Origin of the sequence: Paraburkholderia suaedae, assembly GCF_040812055.1 — a bacterium.
In the GTDB taxonomy this organism is placed as follows: Bacteria; Pseudomonadota; Gammaproteobacteria; order Burkholderiales; family Burkholderiaceae; genus Paraburkholderia.
Map to the genome: position 1 here is coordinate 45,648 of NZ_JBFOAH010000013.1, position 17,417 is coordinate 63,064.

Annotated in this window: 14 protein-coding genes and 1 pseudogene; 8 read left to right on the plus strand and 7 right to left on the minus strand. The window is 66.2% G+C overall.

The annotated features are described in order from the left end of the window. The first annotated feature begins 1 nt into the window (after position 1). The 4 genes from ABQJ48_RS18660 (at position 2) to ABQJ48_RS18675 (ending at position 4,423) form a co-directional block, all read left to right on the plus strand. Entirely contained in the window at positions 2 to 2,359 is a 2,358-nt protein-coding gene (locus ABQJ48_RS18660; RefSeq protein WP_367839483.1) for a DUF802 domain-containing protein, read from the plus strand. Next, the gene (locus ABQJ48_RS18665; RefSeq protein ID WP_367839484.1) at positions 2,356 to 3,003 is read left to right on the plus strand and encodes an OmpA family protein; all 648 of its coding nucleotides are present in this window, start codon (positions 2,356 to 2,358) and stop codon (positions 3,001 to 3,003) included. The genes ABQJ48_RS18660 and ABQJ48_RS18665 overlap by 4 nt, the downstream gene beginning before the upstream one ends. Further along, the gene (locus ABQJ48_RS18670; RefSeq protein ID WP_367839485.1) at positions 2,996 to 3,673 is read left to right on the plus strand and encodes a DUF2894 domain-containing protein; all 678 of its coding nucleotides are present in this window, start codon (positions 2,996 to 2,998) and stop codon (positions 3,671 to 3,673) included. Before ABQJ48_RS18665 ends, ABQJ48_RS18670 begins: the two co-directional genes overlap by 8 nt. Positions 3,674 to 3,748: 75 nt before the next feature. Continuing rightward, positions 3,749 to 4,423 carry an HAD family hydrolase gene (locus tag ABQJ48_RS18675; protein ID WP_367839486.1) on the plus strand — a complete coding sequence of 225 codons (675 nt, stop codon included), beginning with the start codon at positions 3,749 to 3,751 and terminating at the stop codon, positions 4,421 to 4,423. Between the two features lie 99 nt (positions 4,424 to 4,522). Here ABQJ48_RS18675 and ABQJ48_RS18680 read toward each other — a convergent pair whose 3' ends face one another. After that, the gene (locus ABQJ48_RS18680; protein WP_473094154.1) at positions 4,523 to 5,272 is read right to left on the minus strand and encodes a hypothetical protein; all 750 of its coding nucleotides are present in this window, start codon (positions 5,270 to 5,272) and stop codon (positions 4,523 to 4,525) included. 524 nt (positions 5,273 to 5,796) lie between these two features. On the opposite strand from ABQJ48_RS18680, the gene ABQJ48_RS18685 reads away from it, so the two are divergent. Continuing rightward, positions 5,797 to 6,759, plus strand: coding sequence for a response regulator (locus tag ABQJ48_RS18685; protein WP_367839487.1), 963 nt, complete (start codon positions 5,797 to 5,799; stop codon positions 6,757 to 6,759). A gap of 181 nt (positions 6,760 to 6,940) precedes the next feature. On the opposite strand, the gene ABQJ48_RS18690 is transcribed toward ABQJ48_RS18685, so the two are convergent. Both ABQJ48_RS18690 and ABQJ48_RS18695 read right to left on the minus strand, forming a co-directional pair. Beyond that, positions 6,941 to 7,891 carry an alpha/beta hydrolase gene (locus ABQJ48_RS18690; RefSeq protein WP_367839488.1) on the minus strand — a complete coding sequence of 317 codons (951 nt, stop codon included), beginning with the start codon at positions 7,889 to 7,891 and terminating at the stop codon, positions 6,941 to 6,943. A 16-nt stretch (positions 7,892 to 7,907) separates the two neighbouring features. Further along, positions 7,908 to 8,393, minus strand: coding sequence for a thioesterase family protein (locus ABQJ48_RS18695; protein ID WP_367839489.1), 486 nt, complete (start codon positions 8,391 to 8,393; stop codon positions 7,908 to 7,910). Between the two features lie 384 nt (positions 8,394 to 8,777). Between ABQJ48_RS18695 and ABQJ48_RS18700 the strand changes: the two genes are divergently transcribed. After that, a complete protein-coding gene (locus ABQJ48_RS18700) occupies positions 8,778 to 10,058 on the plus strand; it encodes an MFS transporter (protein ID WP_367839490.1) in 1,281 nt (426 codons plus the stop codon). Positions 10,059 to 10,208: 150 nt separating this feature from the next. Here ABQJ48_RS18700 and msrA read toward each other — a convergent pair. The 3 genes and pseudogenes from msrA to msrB all read right to left on the minus strand — a co-directional run. Further along, positions 10,209 to 10,943, minus strand: a pseudogene (gene msrA / locus ABQJ48_RS18705) (peptide-methionine (S)-S-oxide reductase MsrA); the annotation flags it as partial. A 49-nt stretch (positions 10,944 to 10,992) separates the two neighbouring features. Continuing rightward, positions 10,993 to 12,861 (minus strand): cytochrome c biogenesis protein DipZ, encoded by a 1,869-nt coding sequence (locus ABQJ48_RS18710; protein ID WP_367839491.1) that lies wholly within the window; start codon positions 12,859 to 12,861, stop codon positions 10,993 to 10,995. A 49-nt stretch (positions 12,862 to 12,910) separates the two neighbouring features. Next, a complete protein-coding gene (gene msrB, locus ABQJ48_RS18715; protein WP_367839492.1) occupies positions 12,911 to 13,423 on the minus strand; it encodes a peptide-methionine (R)-S-oxide reductase MsrB in 513 nt (170 codons plus the stop codon). A 230-nt stretch (positions 13,424 to 13,653) separates the two neighbouring features. On the opposite strand from msrB, the gene ABQJ48_RS18720 reads away from it, so the two are divergent. Further along, on the plus strand, positions 13,654 to 14,403 hold the full coding sequence (locus tag ABQJ48_RS18720) for a response regulator transcription factor (RefSeq protein ID WP_367839615.1): 750 nt from the start codon (positions 13,654 to 13,656) through the stop codon (positions 14,401 to 14,403). Beyond that, positions 14,400 to 15,893: a sensor histidine kinase gene (locus ABQJ48_RS18725; protein WP_367839493.1), complete on the plus strand. Its 1,494-nt coding sequence runs from the start codon at positions 14,400 to 14,402 to the stop codon at positions 15,891 to 15,893. Before ABQJ48_RS18720 ends, ABQJ48_RS18725 begins: the two co-directional genes overlap by 4 nt. Before the next feature lie 7 nt (positions 15,894 to 15,900). Here the strand turns inward: ABQJ48_RS18725 and ABQJ48_RS18730 are convergent, their stop codons facing one another. Beyond that, on the minus strand, positions 15,901 to 17,361 hold the full coding sequence (locus ABQJ48_RS18730) for an NAD-dependent succinate-semialdehyde dehydrogenase (protein WP_367839494.1): 1,461 nt from the start codon (positions 17,359 to 17,361) through the stop codon (positions 15,901 to 15,903). Positions 17,362 to 17,417 lie beyond the last annotated feature (56 nt).

Sequence of the window (17,417 nt, forward strand, 5' to 3'; positions counted from 1 at the left end):
TATGTCCAGATATCGTATCGATCTCGTCGTATTTCTGGCAGGTCTGGCCGCTGCGTGCTGGATCGCCGCCAGCTATGTCGGTTCGAACCTGCTTGCGCTGGCCGTCACCTTATTGATCGTCGCGTGCTACCTGACGGGCGCACTCGAATTGCGCCGCTACAGCCTGGCGAGCGCCACCTTGACGCGTGCGGTCGCGGCGCTGTCCGGGCCGCCGCCGAGTCTGGCCGCGTGGCTCGAGTCCTTGCATCCGAGCCTGCGCAACGCGGCGCGGCTGCGTGTCGAGGGCGAGCGCGTGGCCTTGCCTGGGCCCGCGCTGACACCGTATCTGGTCGGCTTGCTGGTCCTGCTGGGCATGCTCGGCACGCTGCTCGGCATGGTGGCGACGCTGCGCGGCACCGGCATCGCGCTCGAAAGCGCCACCGACCTGCAAGCGATCCGCGCGTCGCTCGCGGCGCCCGTCAAGGGGCTGGGCTTTGCGTTCGGCACCTCGATCGCGGGGGTGGCGACTTCCGCGATGCTCGGGCTGCTGTCCGCGTTATATCGGCGCGAGCGGCTCGAAGCGGCGCAGATGCTCGACGCGAAAATCGCGACGAGCTTGCGCGTGTACTCGCAGAGTCATCAGCGCGAACAAAGCTTCAGGCTCATGCAGCGTCAGGCCGAAGTCATGCCGACGCTAGTCGATCGTCTGCAAACGATGATGGCGGCCATCGAGCAACAGGCCGCCGCATCGAGCGAGCGGCAGATCGCGAACCAGGAGGCGTTTCATCGCAAGACCGAGGCCGCGTACCTGCGGCTTGCCGGCGCCGTCGAACGGTCGTTGAAGGAGAGCGTCGCCGAAGGTGCGCGCGTCGCGGGCGCGGCACTGCAGCCGGTCATGCAAGCGACGCTGGCCGGTCTGGCGCGCGAAACGGCCGCGTTGCAGCAGACGGTGTCGCACGCGGTGGAGCGGCAACTGGACGGGCTGTCGAAGGGCTTCGCGGCGACGGCCACGAACGTCGCGGACATCTGGAGCGACGCGCTGGCCGGACATCGCCGGTCGAACGATGCATTGGCTGGCCAGCTGCGCAGCGCGCTCGCGAGCGCGGCCGAGACCTTCGAGCAACGCTCGGCCGCACTGCTGGACGGTATGTCCACACGGCTGGACACGACGGCGGGCAGCGTGTCCCAGGCGTGGCAGGATGCGTTGTCGCGGCAGGAGAGCGTCGGCGAAAAACTGGCGGCGCACAATCAGCAAGCTCTGGCGACCGCCGCGGCAACCTTCGAGCAGCATGCGGCGGCGCTGTTGAGCACCGTCGGTCAGTCGCATGCGGACTTGCACACGCAGTTGGGCTCGCGTGACGAACAGCGGCTGGCTGTCTGGGCCGAAACGCTGCGGTCGATGGCAGGCACTTTCAGCGAACAATGGCAGCAGGCGGGCGCGCACACCGTGAGCCGTCAGCAGGAGATCTGCGAAACCCTCGCGCAGACCGCGCGCGATATCTCGGCGCAGACGCGTGCGCATGCGAGCGAGACGATCGCAGAGATCGACCGGCTCGTGCAGGCCGCGGCGCAAGCGCCGAAGGCTGCGGCGGATCTGCAGGCGCAACTGCTCGCGCAGGACCAGCAGCGGCTCGCGGCGTGGACCGAGACGCTCGGCTCGATGGCGCGCAACCTGAGCGAACAGTGGCAGCAAGCGGGTGCGCAAACGGCTAGCCGTCAGCAGGAAATCTGCGAGACGCTCGCGCAAACCGCACACGCTATCTCGGCCCAAACCCAGGCGCATGCTAGCGAGACGATCGGCGAAATCGGCCGGCTCGTGCAGGCCGCATCCGAAGCACCGAAGGCCGCGGCCGAAGTCGTTGCCGAACTGCGCCAGAAACTCTCCGACAGCATGGTCCGCGATACCGCCATGCTGCAGGAACGCAGCCGTCTGCTCGAAACACTGCAGACGCTGCTGGATGCGGTCAACCACGCATCCACCGAGCAGCGCACGGCCGTCGACGCGCTGGTCGCCACGTCGGCGGGTCTGCTCGAGCGCGTCGGCACGCGCTTCACCGATCATGTGGAACTGCAAACCGCGAAGCTCGGCGCGGTCGCCGCGCAGGTGACCGGCAGCGCCGTCGAAGTGGCGAGCCTGGGCGAAACCTTCGGCGCGGCGGTGCAGACGTTCGGCGAATCCAACGACAAGCTGGTCGCGCATCTGCAGCGTATCGAAACCGCGCTCGACAAGTCGCTCGCGCGCAGCGACGAACAACTCGCCTACTACGTTGCGCAGGCGCGTGAAGTGGTCGACCTGAGCGTGCTGTCGCAGAAGCAGATTCTGGAAGACCTGCAACGGCTTGCAAGCCAGCGCGCGAGCGCCGGAGCCGACGCCGTATGAGCGACGAAATCGACGGCGGCCTCGAGCCGCTCGCGCCGATCTGGCCGGTGTTCGGCGATCTGATGTCGGTGCTGCTCGGCGCGTTCGTGCTGATTCTGGTCGGCGTCATCGGCGTGCAACTGGAACTGTCGAGCAAGCTCGACCGGGAGGTCAAGCAGCGCGAGGCGGAAACGCAGCGTCGCAAGACGCTTGAGCAGGCGCTTGCCGGGCCGCTGGCCGCGGGGCGCGTGACGCTCGTGAACGGACGCATCGGCATTAGCGGCAACGTGCTGTTCGCGCTGAATTCCGATCAGTTGCAGCCGCAAGGCCGCGATCTGCTGAAGAGCCTGGCCGGACCGCTCGCTGCCTATTTGCAGGCCAGCGAGCAGATCCTGATGGTGAGCGGCTTCACCGACGACCAGCGCTTGCGCGAAGGCAATCGCCGTTTCGCGGACAACTGGGAGCTGTCCGCGCAGCGCGCGTTGACGGTGACGCGTGCGTTGGTCGACGCGGGTGTGCCGGCGTCGTCGGTGTTTGCCGCCGCGTTCGGCTCCGGGCAGCCGGTCGGCTCGAATGCCAATGAGCAGGGGCGGGCGAAAAACCGTCGCGTGGAAATTGCGCCTGTGCCCAGGCCGTCGGCTGCCACGGTGAAGCCAGGTGCTTAGCCACGGCAACGGCAACGGCAACGGCGATCGCGATGATCGCGGCGCGCGGAGCGAAGCGCGCGCCACGCTCGACGCCTGGCGCCAGCGCGGTGCGGATCGTCTGAACCCGGTGCGCTTTCAATTCATCGCGGCGCTGGAGCGGCGCGCGGCTGGCCACAGCGGCGCGGCGCGACGTATCCTCGACGCCAGACTGCGGGCGTTGCTCGATGCCTATGCGATCGATCTGGAACGCGCCAACGCCTCAACGGCGCAAACGGATGCCGTTGCCGCGTCCGCCTCGACTTCCAATGGTGCAGTTCACGAAACGCTTGCCGGGCTGATCGAACACATCGCCCGCCATGCGCCAGCGGTTCATGATCGCACTGCTTCGTACCCCGAACTACCGGCGCTGGAGTACTTCAGGGAAGTCTGGGCCAAAGTCCGCACCGAAACCCAGTTGCGCCAATCGCTCGCACAGGTGCCCGGCAATGCCGGTCCACTCAATTCCAGCAGCCTGGTCCACCGATCGCTTTCGTTGATGCGCGAGTTGTCGCCGGAGTATCTGAAGCAGTTTCTGTCTTACGTCGACACCTTATCGTGGCTCGAACAGATGCCCGGCGGCGCGCCCGCGAATAAAGACACGCCGCGCGCCGCGACCGGCAGTAAAGGCATGCGCGGCAAAGCACGCTGACACTGGCACGTTCAGTCGAAAGCTTGTTCGCCGATGCATGGCATATTGGCGGAACCGTCAATACCGGAGCTCATCATGCGAATCCAGACATCGTTTCTATTCGATCTCGATGGGACACTCGTCGATAGCGTGTATCAGCATGTTCTCGCGTGGAAAGAAGCGCTGGACAGCGAAGGCATTTCGCTGTCCGTGTGGCGCATTCATCGCAAGATCGGCATGAGCGGCGGGCTGTTCACCAATCAGCTGCTGCGCGAGACGCATGGCGAAATCAGCGTCGAGCGCGGCGAGCGGCTGCGTCACGCCCACGCGGCCGCGTATCAGCGCTTGCGCGCGCAGGTGTGTCCGCTGCCGGGCGCGCGTGAACTGCTCGACGCACTGACGCAGGCCGCAACGCCGTGGGCGGTGGCCACCAGCGGCCGGATGGAAACCGCCGCGCTCAATCTGGAGGCGCTTGGGGTCGACCCGGCGAAAGCGGTCGTGATCACACGCGACGATGTCAAATACGCGAAGCCGGACCCCGACCTGTTTCTGGCGGCCGCTCAGCGCCTGGGCGTTGCGATCGAACATACGGTGGTGGTCGGTGACAGCATCTGGGACATGCTTGCCGCGCGGCGCTGCCGTTCGCTCGGTGTCGGTTTGCTGTCGGGAGGGTACGGTACGGAGGAACTCGAACGGGCAGGCGCCTTGCGGGTCTACGACGATCCAGCCGATTTGCTCGCCCACCTGGATGAGGTCGCGTCGCGGCCGTGACTGCTCCGCATCAACGCGCATGAAGAGCGCGGGTGCAACGAGGAACCGCATTCGCGAGACGAAAACCGTCGCGCGAATGCAGCGCACTGGGCTCACTGTCTAGTGCTTGTCGTATTGCGAGGAATTCAGTCGCGAGGACTCCCGGACCAGCTGATCGGTCATCGCCGAGCCGACCGGATCCGGCTTGCGGCCGGTCGGTTCGCTGCGGGTCAGTGGCGGCAGCGGCAACGACGGATCGGGCCTGGCGGATTCCCTGACGAGTTGCGCGGTCATCGCCGCCGATAGCGGATTGATGCCGTTACGGCGCGGTTCCTCGCGCTTGTGCGCGCGAGTCTGCGCGGTTTTCAGCACCGGCTTGGACTTCGCCTGAGCGGTTTGCGGCTGGACTTTGATCTTGCCGGAGACGACCGTGCGGCTCGCGGGGGGCGTTCCCGCCTGCTTCGCGCGAGGCGCGTCTGTCGGGCCTGCACCGGCCGTCACGGTCGCGGCTGGCGCAGCGGGGGCCGCCGGCGCGGGTGGCGCACTGGGTGCGGGCGGCGCAGTTTGCACGACCGGTGCGGGCGGCGCGGCTGGCGCAACCGTCACAGGCCGCGGCGGCGGCACGGCCGCAAGCTGCTCGGTACCGCCGACAGGCGGAGCGCCGGCATCCACGGTCCCGGCCACCATGTGCGTCTCGTCGGCACGCAAATCGACTTTTGCCGCCGTCATGACGTCAGCGCTGCCGGTCACCGCGCCCGTTGCGGCCGGTGGCCGGTCGTCTTTAGGAAAAAGTAAATAACCGGCGACACCCAGATCAACCACGAGCAGGCCGACGATCAATACCTTGCCGGTATTTGTCATATTAATCAACACAACGTTCGATGCTGCAATGAATAGATGATATACGACTGCCCTCAGACGAGACGCTCCGGTCGTGCCCGAGCGATGGCTGATGTCCGAATTCGCCTTGAAAGGGCCGGGTGGCGCGCCCCGCCGCACCGATGGCCTTTTCGCTGTGCGCTGAGCGGTCCTGGCAGTTTCGCCCGATTCCATCGACGCTCACCCATTCGCGCCCGTCCTTGCAACGCGACGCCACTTTGCACTCTTCACACGTATAGACCTGTACTATACGTTCCAGCGGGATTTCGGCGCGCATCCAGCGTTCGGCCAGCCGGCGCACACGTCACCAAGGCGGCGCGGCGGCCTGTCCCGCAAAGAAGGGGCAGTGGCCGGAAACGGCAATCACAACGCGCTGACAATGCGGCACATGGCGAAAATCTGCTATGCCGCAAGCCCGGGGGCTGTCACGCCAGGACGCGTTGTGCGGCCGCGCCTTTCGCTGGTTTGCCTGCTGGCTGGTGCCACAGCGGCGGTGTGAAGATCCACGTGAAAACATGAACAACTTTATTCGACCACCTGTTTTTTATCCGGCCTCGGTTGTTTTCGTCGACGACAACGACAGTTACCTGGACGCGCTGCGCCGCTTTTTCCCGGACACTGCGACGAATCTGTTCTTCACGCGGCCGCAGACTGCGCTCCCCTACATCCGCCAGCATGCGCGCGAAAATTCGCTGGAGTTTGCGCCGGCGGAGGTCTGCCTGAGCGAGCCCGGCGTCGAGCGGTTCGTCGAAACGTCGGCCGGGCGGGATGTCGTCGCGCGACCTTCCCGCTTTCAGGAAGTCGCCGCGGTCGTCGTGGATTACGACATGCCGGGCATGAGCGGCGTCGAATTCCTCGCGTCGATCGCGGACCTGCGCTGCGCGAAAGTGCTGCTGACCGGCGTCGCGAACGAGACGGTCGCGGTCAAGGCCTTCAATGCCGGCATCGTCGATCTGTATCTGAGGAAGACGGAACCCGATTCGGCCAACCGGCTGGTCCATTTTCTGCATGACGCCAAGAACCGGCACTGTTCCGAGTCGGGCTGGCTGGCGCTTGGCGACAACGGCTTGACCTACTGCGATCCGCGCACCCGGAAGGTGATCGACGAGGTCGTGGCCGCCCAGGGCATCGTCGAATACTACTGGCGTCCGGAGCAGAACGCGATTCTGATGGTCGACCGCGACGGCAAGCCGAGCGTCTTCGTCGCGTGGGCCGAGAACGACTGGATTTCGCAGGGCGAGATCGTGGCCGACGAGGGCGGCCCGGCGGAGCTGTTGAGGCAACTGGCGGTGCGCGAGGCGATGCCGCTGTTCTGGCCGGACCTCGCCTACCGTGGCGGGATGGAGTTCAGGAAGCTGACGCCGCGCGGCATCCCCGGCTGGGACGATGCGTTCTATGGCTGGACGCCTATCGAACCGCACGAGGTGGGCTTCGACCTCGTGACGTTTTCGCAATGGCGCAACGAGCGCAATCGCTGAAACGGACCGACAGTCGAGGTTGTGCGTACGCGGTTTCAGCGGCGTTCATCGTTCATGTCGGCGCGGTTGATCCGCTGCGCTAGTGCGCGTGCAGATATTGCCTGCCGTGCGTAAGCCTGGCGGCGGCTTGCGCGAGCGCGTCAATCATGCGTTTGCTCGTTCGCGGCAATCGAGCCCGCAATCAACTGCATGCCTGCGTGCACAGAAAGTCGCACACTTGCCGATGCATTGCCTGCACGCCGGGACTCGACTCCAGCGCGCGCCAGCATCCATGCACGAGCCCCGTGCCGATGCGCCATTGCGCTTGTCCACCGGCTGCGTTGATGCGCTCGACGAACACGCGCGCATCGTCTCTCAACGGATCGTGCTCGGCGCCGATTGCGAGCGTGGGCGGCAAGCCGTCGAAGCGCGCCGCGTCGAGCGGGATGGTCCATGACGGGTAGGACGCCGACTCGCCTTTGCCCCAGTAGAGATCGCGGAACGTGTGCACGTCGACGAGCGTGAGCATCGGCGCATGCGCTTCGGTATCGCGTGCGGGCGGTTGCGGCTCCGTGCCGAGCATCGGATAGACGAGCGCCAGTCCGCGTACGCGTTGCTCGCCTTCGTCGCGCAGCCGCATCGCGACGCTGGCCGCGAGCGTGCCGCCGGCGCTGTCGCCGGCCAGTTGCAGCGGGGCGCCGTCGTGCAGTTCGAAAGGCAGGCGCCCGTGCAACGCGGCGCGCGTCACGTCGAGGCAATCGTCATGCGCGGCCGGCGCGTGGTGTTCGGGCGCCAGACGGTAGTCGACCGCGATCACGTCGAGCCCGGTGTCCGCGGCAATGCGCGCAGTGACCATCTGATGACTGTTCAGCGACCCGAGTACGAAGCCGCCGCCGTGAAAGTACAGCACGGTGCCGCGCAGGCCTTGGCGTGCGGTTGCACGGTGCCGGTAGCGCCGCAGCGCGATCTCATGACCGGCACTGGCGCGCAACGCAGCGTCCTGTACCGTGATTCCTTCGGGCAGCGGCGGCGTGAGCATCGCCGCGTAACGGTCGTACAGTGCGCGCTGCTCGGGCGGCGTCAATGCGGTGGTATGCGCGGGATAGATTGCAGTGGCCCTGTCGATGAATGCGGCCATTTGCGGTTCAAGCATGTCTTCTCCGATCGGGTTACGTTGCGGCGCGCAGGCCGATCACGCGTCCCGCGAATCTGGCGGGCGGCAGCGCGGCATGCGCGTCGGCGAATTCGCGCACGCGCGTCGCCACGTCGTGATCGAACGCGGCGGCGCGCGGGCCACGGGTATCGACGTGCAGCAACATCTGCTCGCCGGCGGCCACAGGCTCGCCGTGAGTGCCGCTGAACATCTCCAGGTACAGATGTAGGCGCTTCGCATCGTGCCCGAGCACGCGCATCTCGACCCGAACCGCTGCGCCTTCCTTGATTTCGCGCAGGTAGTTGAGGTGCGCTTCCAGTGTGTAGATCGAGCGGTGGCGCGCTTGACGCACCGCGTCGGGCAAACCGATCAAGTCGATCAGCACATCGGTGGCGAAGCTGAAAATCAGCATATAGAACGCGTCGCGCAAGTGACCGTTGTAGTCGACCCATTCGGCGCGCACGGTGTCCTGGTACGAGGGCAGAGCAACGGGCTGGGGCATGAGCGATTGTCTCGTCGATTGAAATGGGGGGCGCGGGCGCCTGGGCGTGCGCTAGCAGTTTAGCCCACGGTATCCGCGGTAATGCCCCCCGCTGATGGAGTGAAGCGAGCCTTATCGAGCCATTGTCCGTAAGAACCGCTGAGCCCACCTCTGCCGCACCGCCATCCAAATCAGAAAACAAGATTGATCTAATCAGATAAATTCATTTTTCAGGATGGTTGATTGTGCGTAGCCTCCAGCATTGAACGTGCCGCAACGGCGGTCCGGGCCGCGGCTCCGGTTTCCGCCTTGGCTTCGGCTTTGGCTGGCCCGGCGTCCGGATCCAATCCCGTTGCGCCAAGGCCCGCGCCGTCGCGGGCGCGGCCCACCATCTCGAGCGACCTCATGAACTCCCCTGCGAACCGGCTGGATGCATTGGCGACCCAGCCCAGTCACTCCAGCTACGCGGAACGCAACACCCGGTACTGGCAACGCAATCTCGCGGTCTGCGTGTTCGGCTCGTTCACGACCCTCGTGAGCTTGAGCATGCTGCTGCCTTTCCTGCCGCTGTACGTCGAGCAGCTCGGCGCCAGCTCTCCCGCCGCAGTGGTTCAATGGTCGGGCGTCGCGTTCGGCGCAACCTTCTTCGGCACGGCCGTGACCGCGCCGCTGTGGGGGCGTCTCGCGAATCGCTATGGACGCAAGCCGATGCTCGTGCGCGCGGCAATCGGCATGGCGGTGGTGATGTCCTTGATCGGCGTTGCACGCAGCGTGACGGACCTCGTCGCGCTGCGGCTGGTGGCCGGTCTGATCGGGGGCTATGCGTCGGCGTCGATCGTGATGATCGGCACGCAGGCGCCGCGCGAACGCGCCGGCTGGGCGCTCGGCGTGCTCTCGATCGGCGCGCTGGCGGGCAATCTGATCGGGCCGCTGGTGGGAGGCTTTCTGCCTGGCTGGGTCGGGATTCGCGGCACGTTCTTCGTCGGCGGCGCGATGATCGCGGTGGCAGCCGTGGCGACCATGCTGCTGGTGCGCGAAGACTTCGACAGCGCGGTCGACGCGAAACACCGGCTGGCCGCCCAAGCGTCGCCACGCGCAAGCGTGCATCGCGCGGTGATTCCCGCGCTGCTCGTCACGGCGATGATGGTGCTGCTCGCGAACATGTCCATCGAACCGATCATCACGGTGTACATCGGCCAGTTGGGTGTGCCGCATGCGCAGCTTGCGCGCGTCGCGGGTCTCGTGATGGCCGCCTCCGCGTTCGGCAGCATGTTGACGGCGCCGCGGCTGGGGGCGCTCGCGGATCGGGTCGGCGGATGGAACGTGATCGTCGGCTGCCTGCTTGCGACGGCGCTGGTCATGTTGCCGCAGGCTTTCGTCCGGCACTGGTGGCAACTCGCGCTGCTGCGCGGCGCGATGGGCATGACGATCGCCGGCTTGCTGCCAGCGATCGCAAAGCTCGTGCGTCAGTCGGTCGATGAAAGCCAGTCGGGCACGACCCTGGGTTATCTGCAATCGGCGCAGTTCAGCGGGCAGGTGGTCGGGCCGTTGATTGGCGGACAGATCGGCGCGCATCTCGGGTTGCAGCCGGTGTTCTTTGTCACCGGCTTACTGCTGGTGTGCTGCGCGGGGCTCAATTACTGGGTGCGCTCGCGCGAGGCGGGCGTGGTTCGTTCGCTTGCGTGATTGCCGAACGAGCGGTCTCACGCGCACCGGTCGTCGCCGAGATCGATAACGATCGGACCGGCGACGCCAACATGCCGGTCCAGCAACCAGCGCTGCGTCGTCACAAGCAGAAAATCCCGCTGCAACGCCGCGCGCAACCGCTCCCGACGATGCCCCCGTTTTCAGCAGCACCGGATCATTGCGATACAACTCGGGAAACATCCGCTTCAATTCACTGATCTTGGGCAGATCGTTGATGGCGATATAAGGGTAGTCCGGATGAAGCGCGAGGAAGTTCTGGTGATAGCTCTCCGCCGGATAAAAGCCCTTGAACTCCTCGACACGCGTGACGATCGGACGGGGAAACACGTGCGCGTTGTCCAACTGCGCGATGTACGACTTCGCGATGCTGCGCTGTTGCGAATTCGCGGGGAAAATCGCCGACCGGTACTGCGTACCGTGGTCGGGGCCCTGGTAGTTCAATTCGGTCGGGTCGTGCGCGACCGAGAAGAAGATGTGCAGCAGGCGTCCATACGTAATCTGCGTCGGGTCATAGGTGATCTGCACCGACTCCGCGTGTCCGGTATCGCCGTCGCTCACGGTTTCATATTGCGCGGTGCCCGCCGCCCCTCCCGAATAGCCTGACGCGACCTGCTTCACGCCCCGCACGTGTTCGAATACGCCTTGCACGCCCCAGAAGCAGCCGCCCGCCAGTACCGCGGTTTCGCTATGCGTGGCGCCGACCTGTTCGTCCTGGGCGGGCGGCGGGATTTTCGTCGCCGCTTCGGCCGAATTGGCGATGCGCTGCGCTGCGAGCACGCTCGCCGCAATCGCGACGCAACCCACGATCCTGGCGAGGGTCGAGTGCTTGCGCAACGAAGCCTTGATGGCAAATGCCGTGTTCATGATGTGCGTTCCTCAAATAGATGGGTTGATCGATGCCGTCCCGTTCACATCAGCCGAACGTGAACGCGTATGCCTGCACGCCAGGATCGAGGAATTCGATCGAGAAGGTGTGATCCGTCACATCGCCGGTTTGCCGCACGAGCTGGTAAAGGCGTTGCCCGGTCACCGTGCCGCTGCCGTCGGCGGCGCAGTCGGCGCCGTGTGCCACGCCGGGCGCCGCGCCATCCACGCTCACGCGAAAGCGCACCGGCTTGCCGTCGTCGCCCGGGCCGAGCACGAGATGCAGATCGCGCGCATGAAAGCGGTAGACGATGCGCCCGTTCGCCGCCGCGAGAGTCGCGTGTTCCGCGCCGACCTTCCATGCGCCGGCCAGTCCCCAATCGTTGAGGCCGGGCTGCGACGGCGCCGCATAGGTGCGCACCTTGTCCTGCGCCTCGCCGCCGGGCGACGCGAAGTTCTCCGCGCGCTGATAGCCGATGTAGGTTTCCTCCGATTGCAGATCGGCGTTGTCGGCCGCCGCCTGCACGCCTTGCATGCCCGTCCCCGCGATGCCGAGCGACACCTTCATCGCACCGGTATGCCCCGCTTCGGCGAGGAGTTGCTGGATCACCTTCTCCGACTCCGCATAGTCGCCTTCACCGAAATGGTGGTAGCGGATCTGACCTTGCGCGTCGACGAAATAGTGCGCCGGCCAATACTGGTTGTTCAGCGCACGCCAGATCGCGTAGTTGTTGTCGATTGCCACGGGGTAGTCGACGCCGAGGTCATGCGTCGCCTTTTTCACGTTGTCGATATTGCGTTCGAACGCGAACTCCGGCGCGTGCACGCCGATGACGACGAGGCCCTGGTCCTTGTATTTCTGCGCCCATGCTTTGACATACGGCAGCGAGCGCAGGCAGTTGATGCACGAGTAGGTCCAGAAGTCGACCAGCACCACCTTGCCGCGCAAGTCCTGGGTGGTCAGCGGCGGCGAATTCAGCCATTGGACCGCGCCGTTCAGCGGCGGCAGCACGCCTTCTACCGGAAGCGGCGCGGCGTCGCCCGACACGGCGTTTGTCGCGCGCATCATCGTGGGGCCGGGGGCTTCGGACGTGGCCGCACTGGCAGGGGCGTCGGCCGCCGCGACGACAGGCGCGTTGCCCCTCATCGTCGAGTTGCCGTTGTCCGCCGCGGCTTGCGTGACAGGCGCTGCCTTGGGCGAAAACCGGTCCACCAGCTTCTGTTCGAGACCGCCGGTGGCGACCGTCGATACCTTCGCGAGCACCCCGGTGTCGAGACCCAGCGAAATCGCCACGACGCCGAGCAGCATCGCCGCGCCGATCCCGCGGCGGATCCATTCGCCGGCGCCCAGTGAACGCTTCATCGCCGCGAACACCCGGCCGCCGATCAACAGCGCCACCGCGAGGGAAGTCGCCGCGCCCGCCGCATAGGCCGCGAGCAACAGCGTGGTGCCGACGCTCGCGCCGCGCAGCGCGGCACCGGTCAGCACGAGCCCGAGAATCGGGCCGGCGCACGGCGCCCACAGCAGGCCCGTCGCGATGCCGAGCAGAAACGACGAGCCGGCGCGAGCCTGCTGGCCGTCGGCTTGCGCGAAGTTCGACAGCCGGTTGCCGGCGCTCACGAACGGGCGCATCAGATGATCGGCGAAACGCGGCAGCAGGAGAGTCAGGCCGAAGATGGCAAGCAGCGCGATCGCGAGCCAGCGGCCGTACTGGTTGGCCTGCGTGACCCAGCCGCCGCCGACCGCGGCGAGCGTCGCGACGAGCGCGAACGTGAGCGCCATGCCGGCGAGCAACGGCAGCCCGCTGCGGACGAACGGTTGATCGGCGCGCGCGAAAACGAACGGAAGCACCGGCAGGATGCAGGGACTGAGGATCGTGAGCGCGCCGCCGAGATAGGCGAGAACGATGAGTAGCATGGCGATTCCAGACGTGAGTGTGTGGGCCGTTTGGCTCGGGCTGACCGGCTCAGGCGGCAGCCGGCGTGAACATCAGCGCGACGCCGTTCATGCAGTAGCGTAGGCCGGTCGGCGGCGGGCCGTCGTCGAACACGTGACCGAGATGGCCGCCGCAGCGCCGGCAATGCACCTCCGTGCGCGAGACGCCGAACGAGCGGTCCTCGCGGGTCGCCACGGCGTGATCGAGCGGCGCCCAGAAACTCGGCCAGCCGGTGTGGCTGTCGAACTTGGTGTGCGACGCGAACAGGTCGAGGCGGCATCCGGCGCAACTGAACGTGCCAGCACGATGCTCGTCGTTCAGCGGACTGCTGTAGGGGCGCTCGGTGCCCTCCTGGCGCAGTACCGCATATTGGGCCGGCGTCAGTGACTGGCGCCATTGCGCGTCCGTGCGGCTGACTTCGAAGGTTTCGGACGGTGCGGCGCCCCGCGCCGCTGCCGCGGTGACAGGCCGCCAGCGGCCCGCGGCGGCCAGCGCGGCGAGGGCCGCCGCGCCTGAAAACAGGAAGCGCCTTCTGCATTGCATGATGAGCCCCTTGATGAAGGTCCGCGCGTCGTTGCGCGAACGGACGAAAAGTGGCCTCATCGTAGGGCGTCGCCGATCCCGAAGTCCTCACGAAAACTTAAATTAAATGTGATAACTCGACGCCCGAAAATTTTGCACAATGGCGCCACGGGCCCGCGTCGGCTGAAACGTTGTTTGCCGGCGCGCCAAACCACGCTCCCTGCACGTTCCTCCAGGCACCCAAGCCCTCCATGGACAAGCCCAAGCGCATCCTGATCGTCGAAGACGACGTCGACATCGCCAACCTTCTGAGCCTTCATCTGCGCGATGAACGCTATGAAGTCGTCCACAGCGCCGACGGCAACGAAGGGTTGCGTCTGCTGGAACAAGGCGGCTGGGACGCGCTGATCCTCGATCTGATGCTGCCCGGCGTCGACGGGCTGGAAATCTGCCGGCGCGCGCGGGCAATGACGCGCTATACGCCGATCATCATCACCAGTGCGCGTTCGAGCGAAGTGCACCGCATTCTCGGCCTCGAACTGGGCGCCGACGACTATCTGGCCAAACCCTTCTCGGTGCTCGAACTGGTGGCGCGCGTCAAGGCGCTGCTGCGGCGCGTCGAGGCGCTCGCGAAAGACTCGCGCATCGACGCGGGCAGCCTGCGGATCGCAGGGCTGACGATCGACCCGCTCACGCGCGAGGCCCGCGTCGACGGTGCGCCGATCGAACTGACACCGCGCGAATTCGACCTGCTGTATTTCTTCGCGCAGCACCCCGGCAAGGTGTTCTCGCGCATGGACCTGCTCAATGCGGTGTGGGGCTACCAGCACGAGGGCTACGAGCACACCGTCAACACCCACATCAACCGGCTGCGCGCGAAGATCGAAGCCGATCCGGCCCAGCCCGAGCGCATCCTCACTGTCTGGGGACGCGGCTACAAGCTGGCCGCGGCCGGCGGTGATACGCCGGCCGCGGTCGGCACTCACAAGGACGCGCCGTGAACCTGACGCTGACCCAGCGGCTCTCGCTCGTTTTTTCCGCGCTGTTGCTCGCGTGTTGCGGTGCGTCGGCGTGGCTGCAAATCCGTTCGAGCGATCTGCACGAAAAGGAAGTGGTGCAGAGCCTGTCGAAGAACCTTGCCGACCACATCGCGCACCGCACCACGCTGATGGACGCGAACGGCTTGCGGCCCGACGCGGTGCGCCAGCTGTTCGGGCAATTGATGATGGTCAATCCGAGCGTCGAGGTCTATCTGCTCGACAACGAGGGGCGCATCAAGGGCGACGACGCTCCCGCCGGTCACCTCAAGCGCGAACAGGTGGATCTGGCGCCGATCCGGCGCTTCATCGCGGGCGACGCGCTGCCGATTCTCGGCGATGACCCGCGCAGCGTCGACGGCAAGAAGGTGTTCAGCGCGGCGCCGCTGCAAATGAACGGCCAGCCGCCTTCCGGCTATATCTACGTGGTGCTGCTCGGCGAAGAGCACGACGCGCTCGCCGCGCGCGTGGCGGCCAGTTCCGTGCTGCGCACCACGTTGTGGTCCATGGGGCTGGTTGCGCTGCTCGGCCTGCTCGCGGGTCTGATGGCATTCGGGCTGATCACGCGACCGCTGCGCCGTCTCACCGACGCAATGCGCCGCTTCGACGCGGAAGGCGAACCGGACACCCAGCCGAGCGTGCCGCGCTCCGCGCCGCCGGGACGGCGCAACGAAATCGCCGTGCTCGAAGCGACGTTCGCGCAAATGGCGAGGCGCATCGGCGACCAGTGGCGCGCGCTGACGCGCCAGGACCAGCAACGCCGCGAGCTGATCGCCAACATCTCGCATGACTTGCGCACGCCGTTGACCTCGCTGCACGGCTATCTGGAGACGCTCTCGTTGAAGGCCGACAGCATCGGCGAAACGGAGCGCGCCCGCTATCTGGCGATCGCGCTGGCACAAAGCGTCAAGGTAGGGCGGCTCGCGCAGTCGCTATTCGAACTGGCTCGGCTGGAACACGGCAACGTGCAGCCGATGCTCGAACCGTTTTCGCTGGTCGACCTCGTGCAGGACGTTTTTCAGAAGTTCGAACTGCCGGCCGAGGCGCGGCACATCCACTTGCGCGCGGGCATTGCGCCGCGCCTGCCGAATGTGTGCGCCGATCTGGGGATGATCGAACGCGTGCTGACCAATCTGCTCGACAACGCGATTCGCCACACGCCCGCCGAAGGCGCAATCGACGTGGACCTTGCGTATCAGGACGGCAAGGTATCGGTGACAGTGAGCGATACCGGTCCCGGCATTGCGCCGGAACAACGCGCGGGTCTGTTCGAGCGCCCGTTCAACCCCAGCGGCCCGCACCGCGGCGGCGGACTCGGCTTGCTGATCGTGCAGCGCATGCTGCAACTGCATCACAGCCAGATACGCCTCGTCGATCGGGCCGGAGCGGGGACGACCTTCCGCTTCGAACTGCCGACGGCGGAGCAGTCGAGCGCCGCCGGCCTGCGGTTGTGAGCGGCGGCTAGATGCCGCCCATGCACAGGTACTTGATCACCACGTAATCGTCGATTCCGTAGTGCGAGCCTTCGCGGCCCAGTCCCGATTGCTTGACGCCGCCGAACGGCGCGACTTCGTTCGAGATGAGTCCGGTGTTGATGCCGACCATGCCGTATTCGAGCGCTTCGGCAACGCGCCACACGCGGCCGATGTCGCGGCTGTAGAAGTACGACGCGAGGCCGAACTCGGTGTCGTTGGCGAGGCGGATCACTTCGTCGTCCGACGAGAAGCGCAAAAGCGCCGCGAGCGGTCCGAAGGTTTCGTCGCGCGAAACCTTCATGGCCGGCGTGACGCCGGCGAGTACGGTCGGCTCGAAAAAGCCGTGGCCGAGCGCATGACGCGCGCCTCCGGTGACGATCCGCGCGCCCTGCGCGAGCGCGTCTTGAATATGCGATTCGACCTTCAGCACGGCCGCCTCGTTGATCAGCGGACCTTGCGTGACGCCGTCCTCGGTGCCGAGGCCCACTTTCAACTGCTCGACGGCGACGCGCAGCTTTTCGGCGAACGCGTCGTAGACTTTGTCGTGCACATAGAAGCGGTTCGTGCATACGCAGGTCTGCCCGCTGTTGCGGTACTTCGATGCGATTGCGCCGGCCACGGCGGCGTCCAGATCCGCGTCGTCGAACACGATGAACGGCGCGTTGCCGCCCAGTTCCAGCGACACCTTCTTGACCGTCGGCGCGCACTGCGCCATCAGCAGACGGCCGACCGCCGTCGAGCCGGTGAACGACAGCTTGCGCACGACCTGATTGCCGGTCAGTTCCGCGCCAATCGCTTTCGGCTCGCCGGTCACGACGTTGAACACGCCGCGCGGCACGCCCGCGCGTTCGGCCAGCACGGCGAGCGCAAGCGCGGAAAGCGGCGTCGCCTCGGCCGGTTTGACGATGATCGGACAGCCCGCCGCCAGCGCCGGGCCGACCTTGCGGGTGATCATCGCGGCGGGGAAGTTCCACGGCGTGATCGCCGCGCAGACGCCAATCGGCTCCTTCACCACGACGATGCGCTTGTCGCTGGCCGGCGTGGGAATGGTGTCGCCGTTGACGCGCTTACCCTCTTCCGCGAACCACTCCAGGAACGACGCCGCGTACTGGATCTCGCCTTTGGCTTCGGCGAGCGGCTTGCCTTGTTCGGTGGTCAGGATCAGCGCGAGGTCGTCGGCGTTCTCCAGCATCAGGTCGTGCCATTTGCGCAGGATCGTCGCGCGTTGCTTGGCGGTTTGGGCTCGCCAGGCGGGCCACGCGCGATTGGCGGCGTCGATGGCGCGACGGGTTTCCGCTGTGCCCATCAGCGGCACGCTTGTGACGGTTGCGCCGGTGGCGGGATTGGTGACATCGAACGTCGCGCCGTGATCGGCGCCTTGCCATTCGCCCGCGATGTACGCGCGCGTTTGCAGAAGGCTGGGGTCTTTCAGGTTCGCTAAGGTCATCTGGGTTTGCCGTCGGTTCGTCGAAACGGGTCATGCGCGCGCCGCACGCGTTCAGG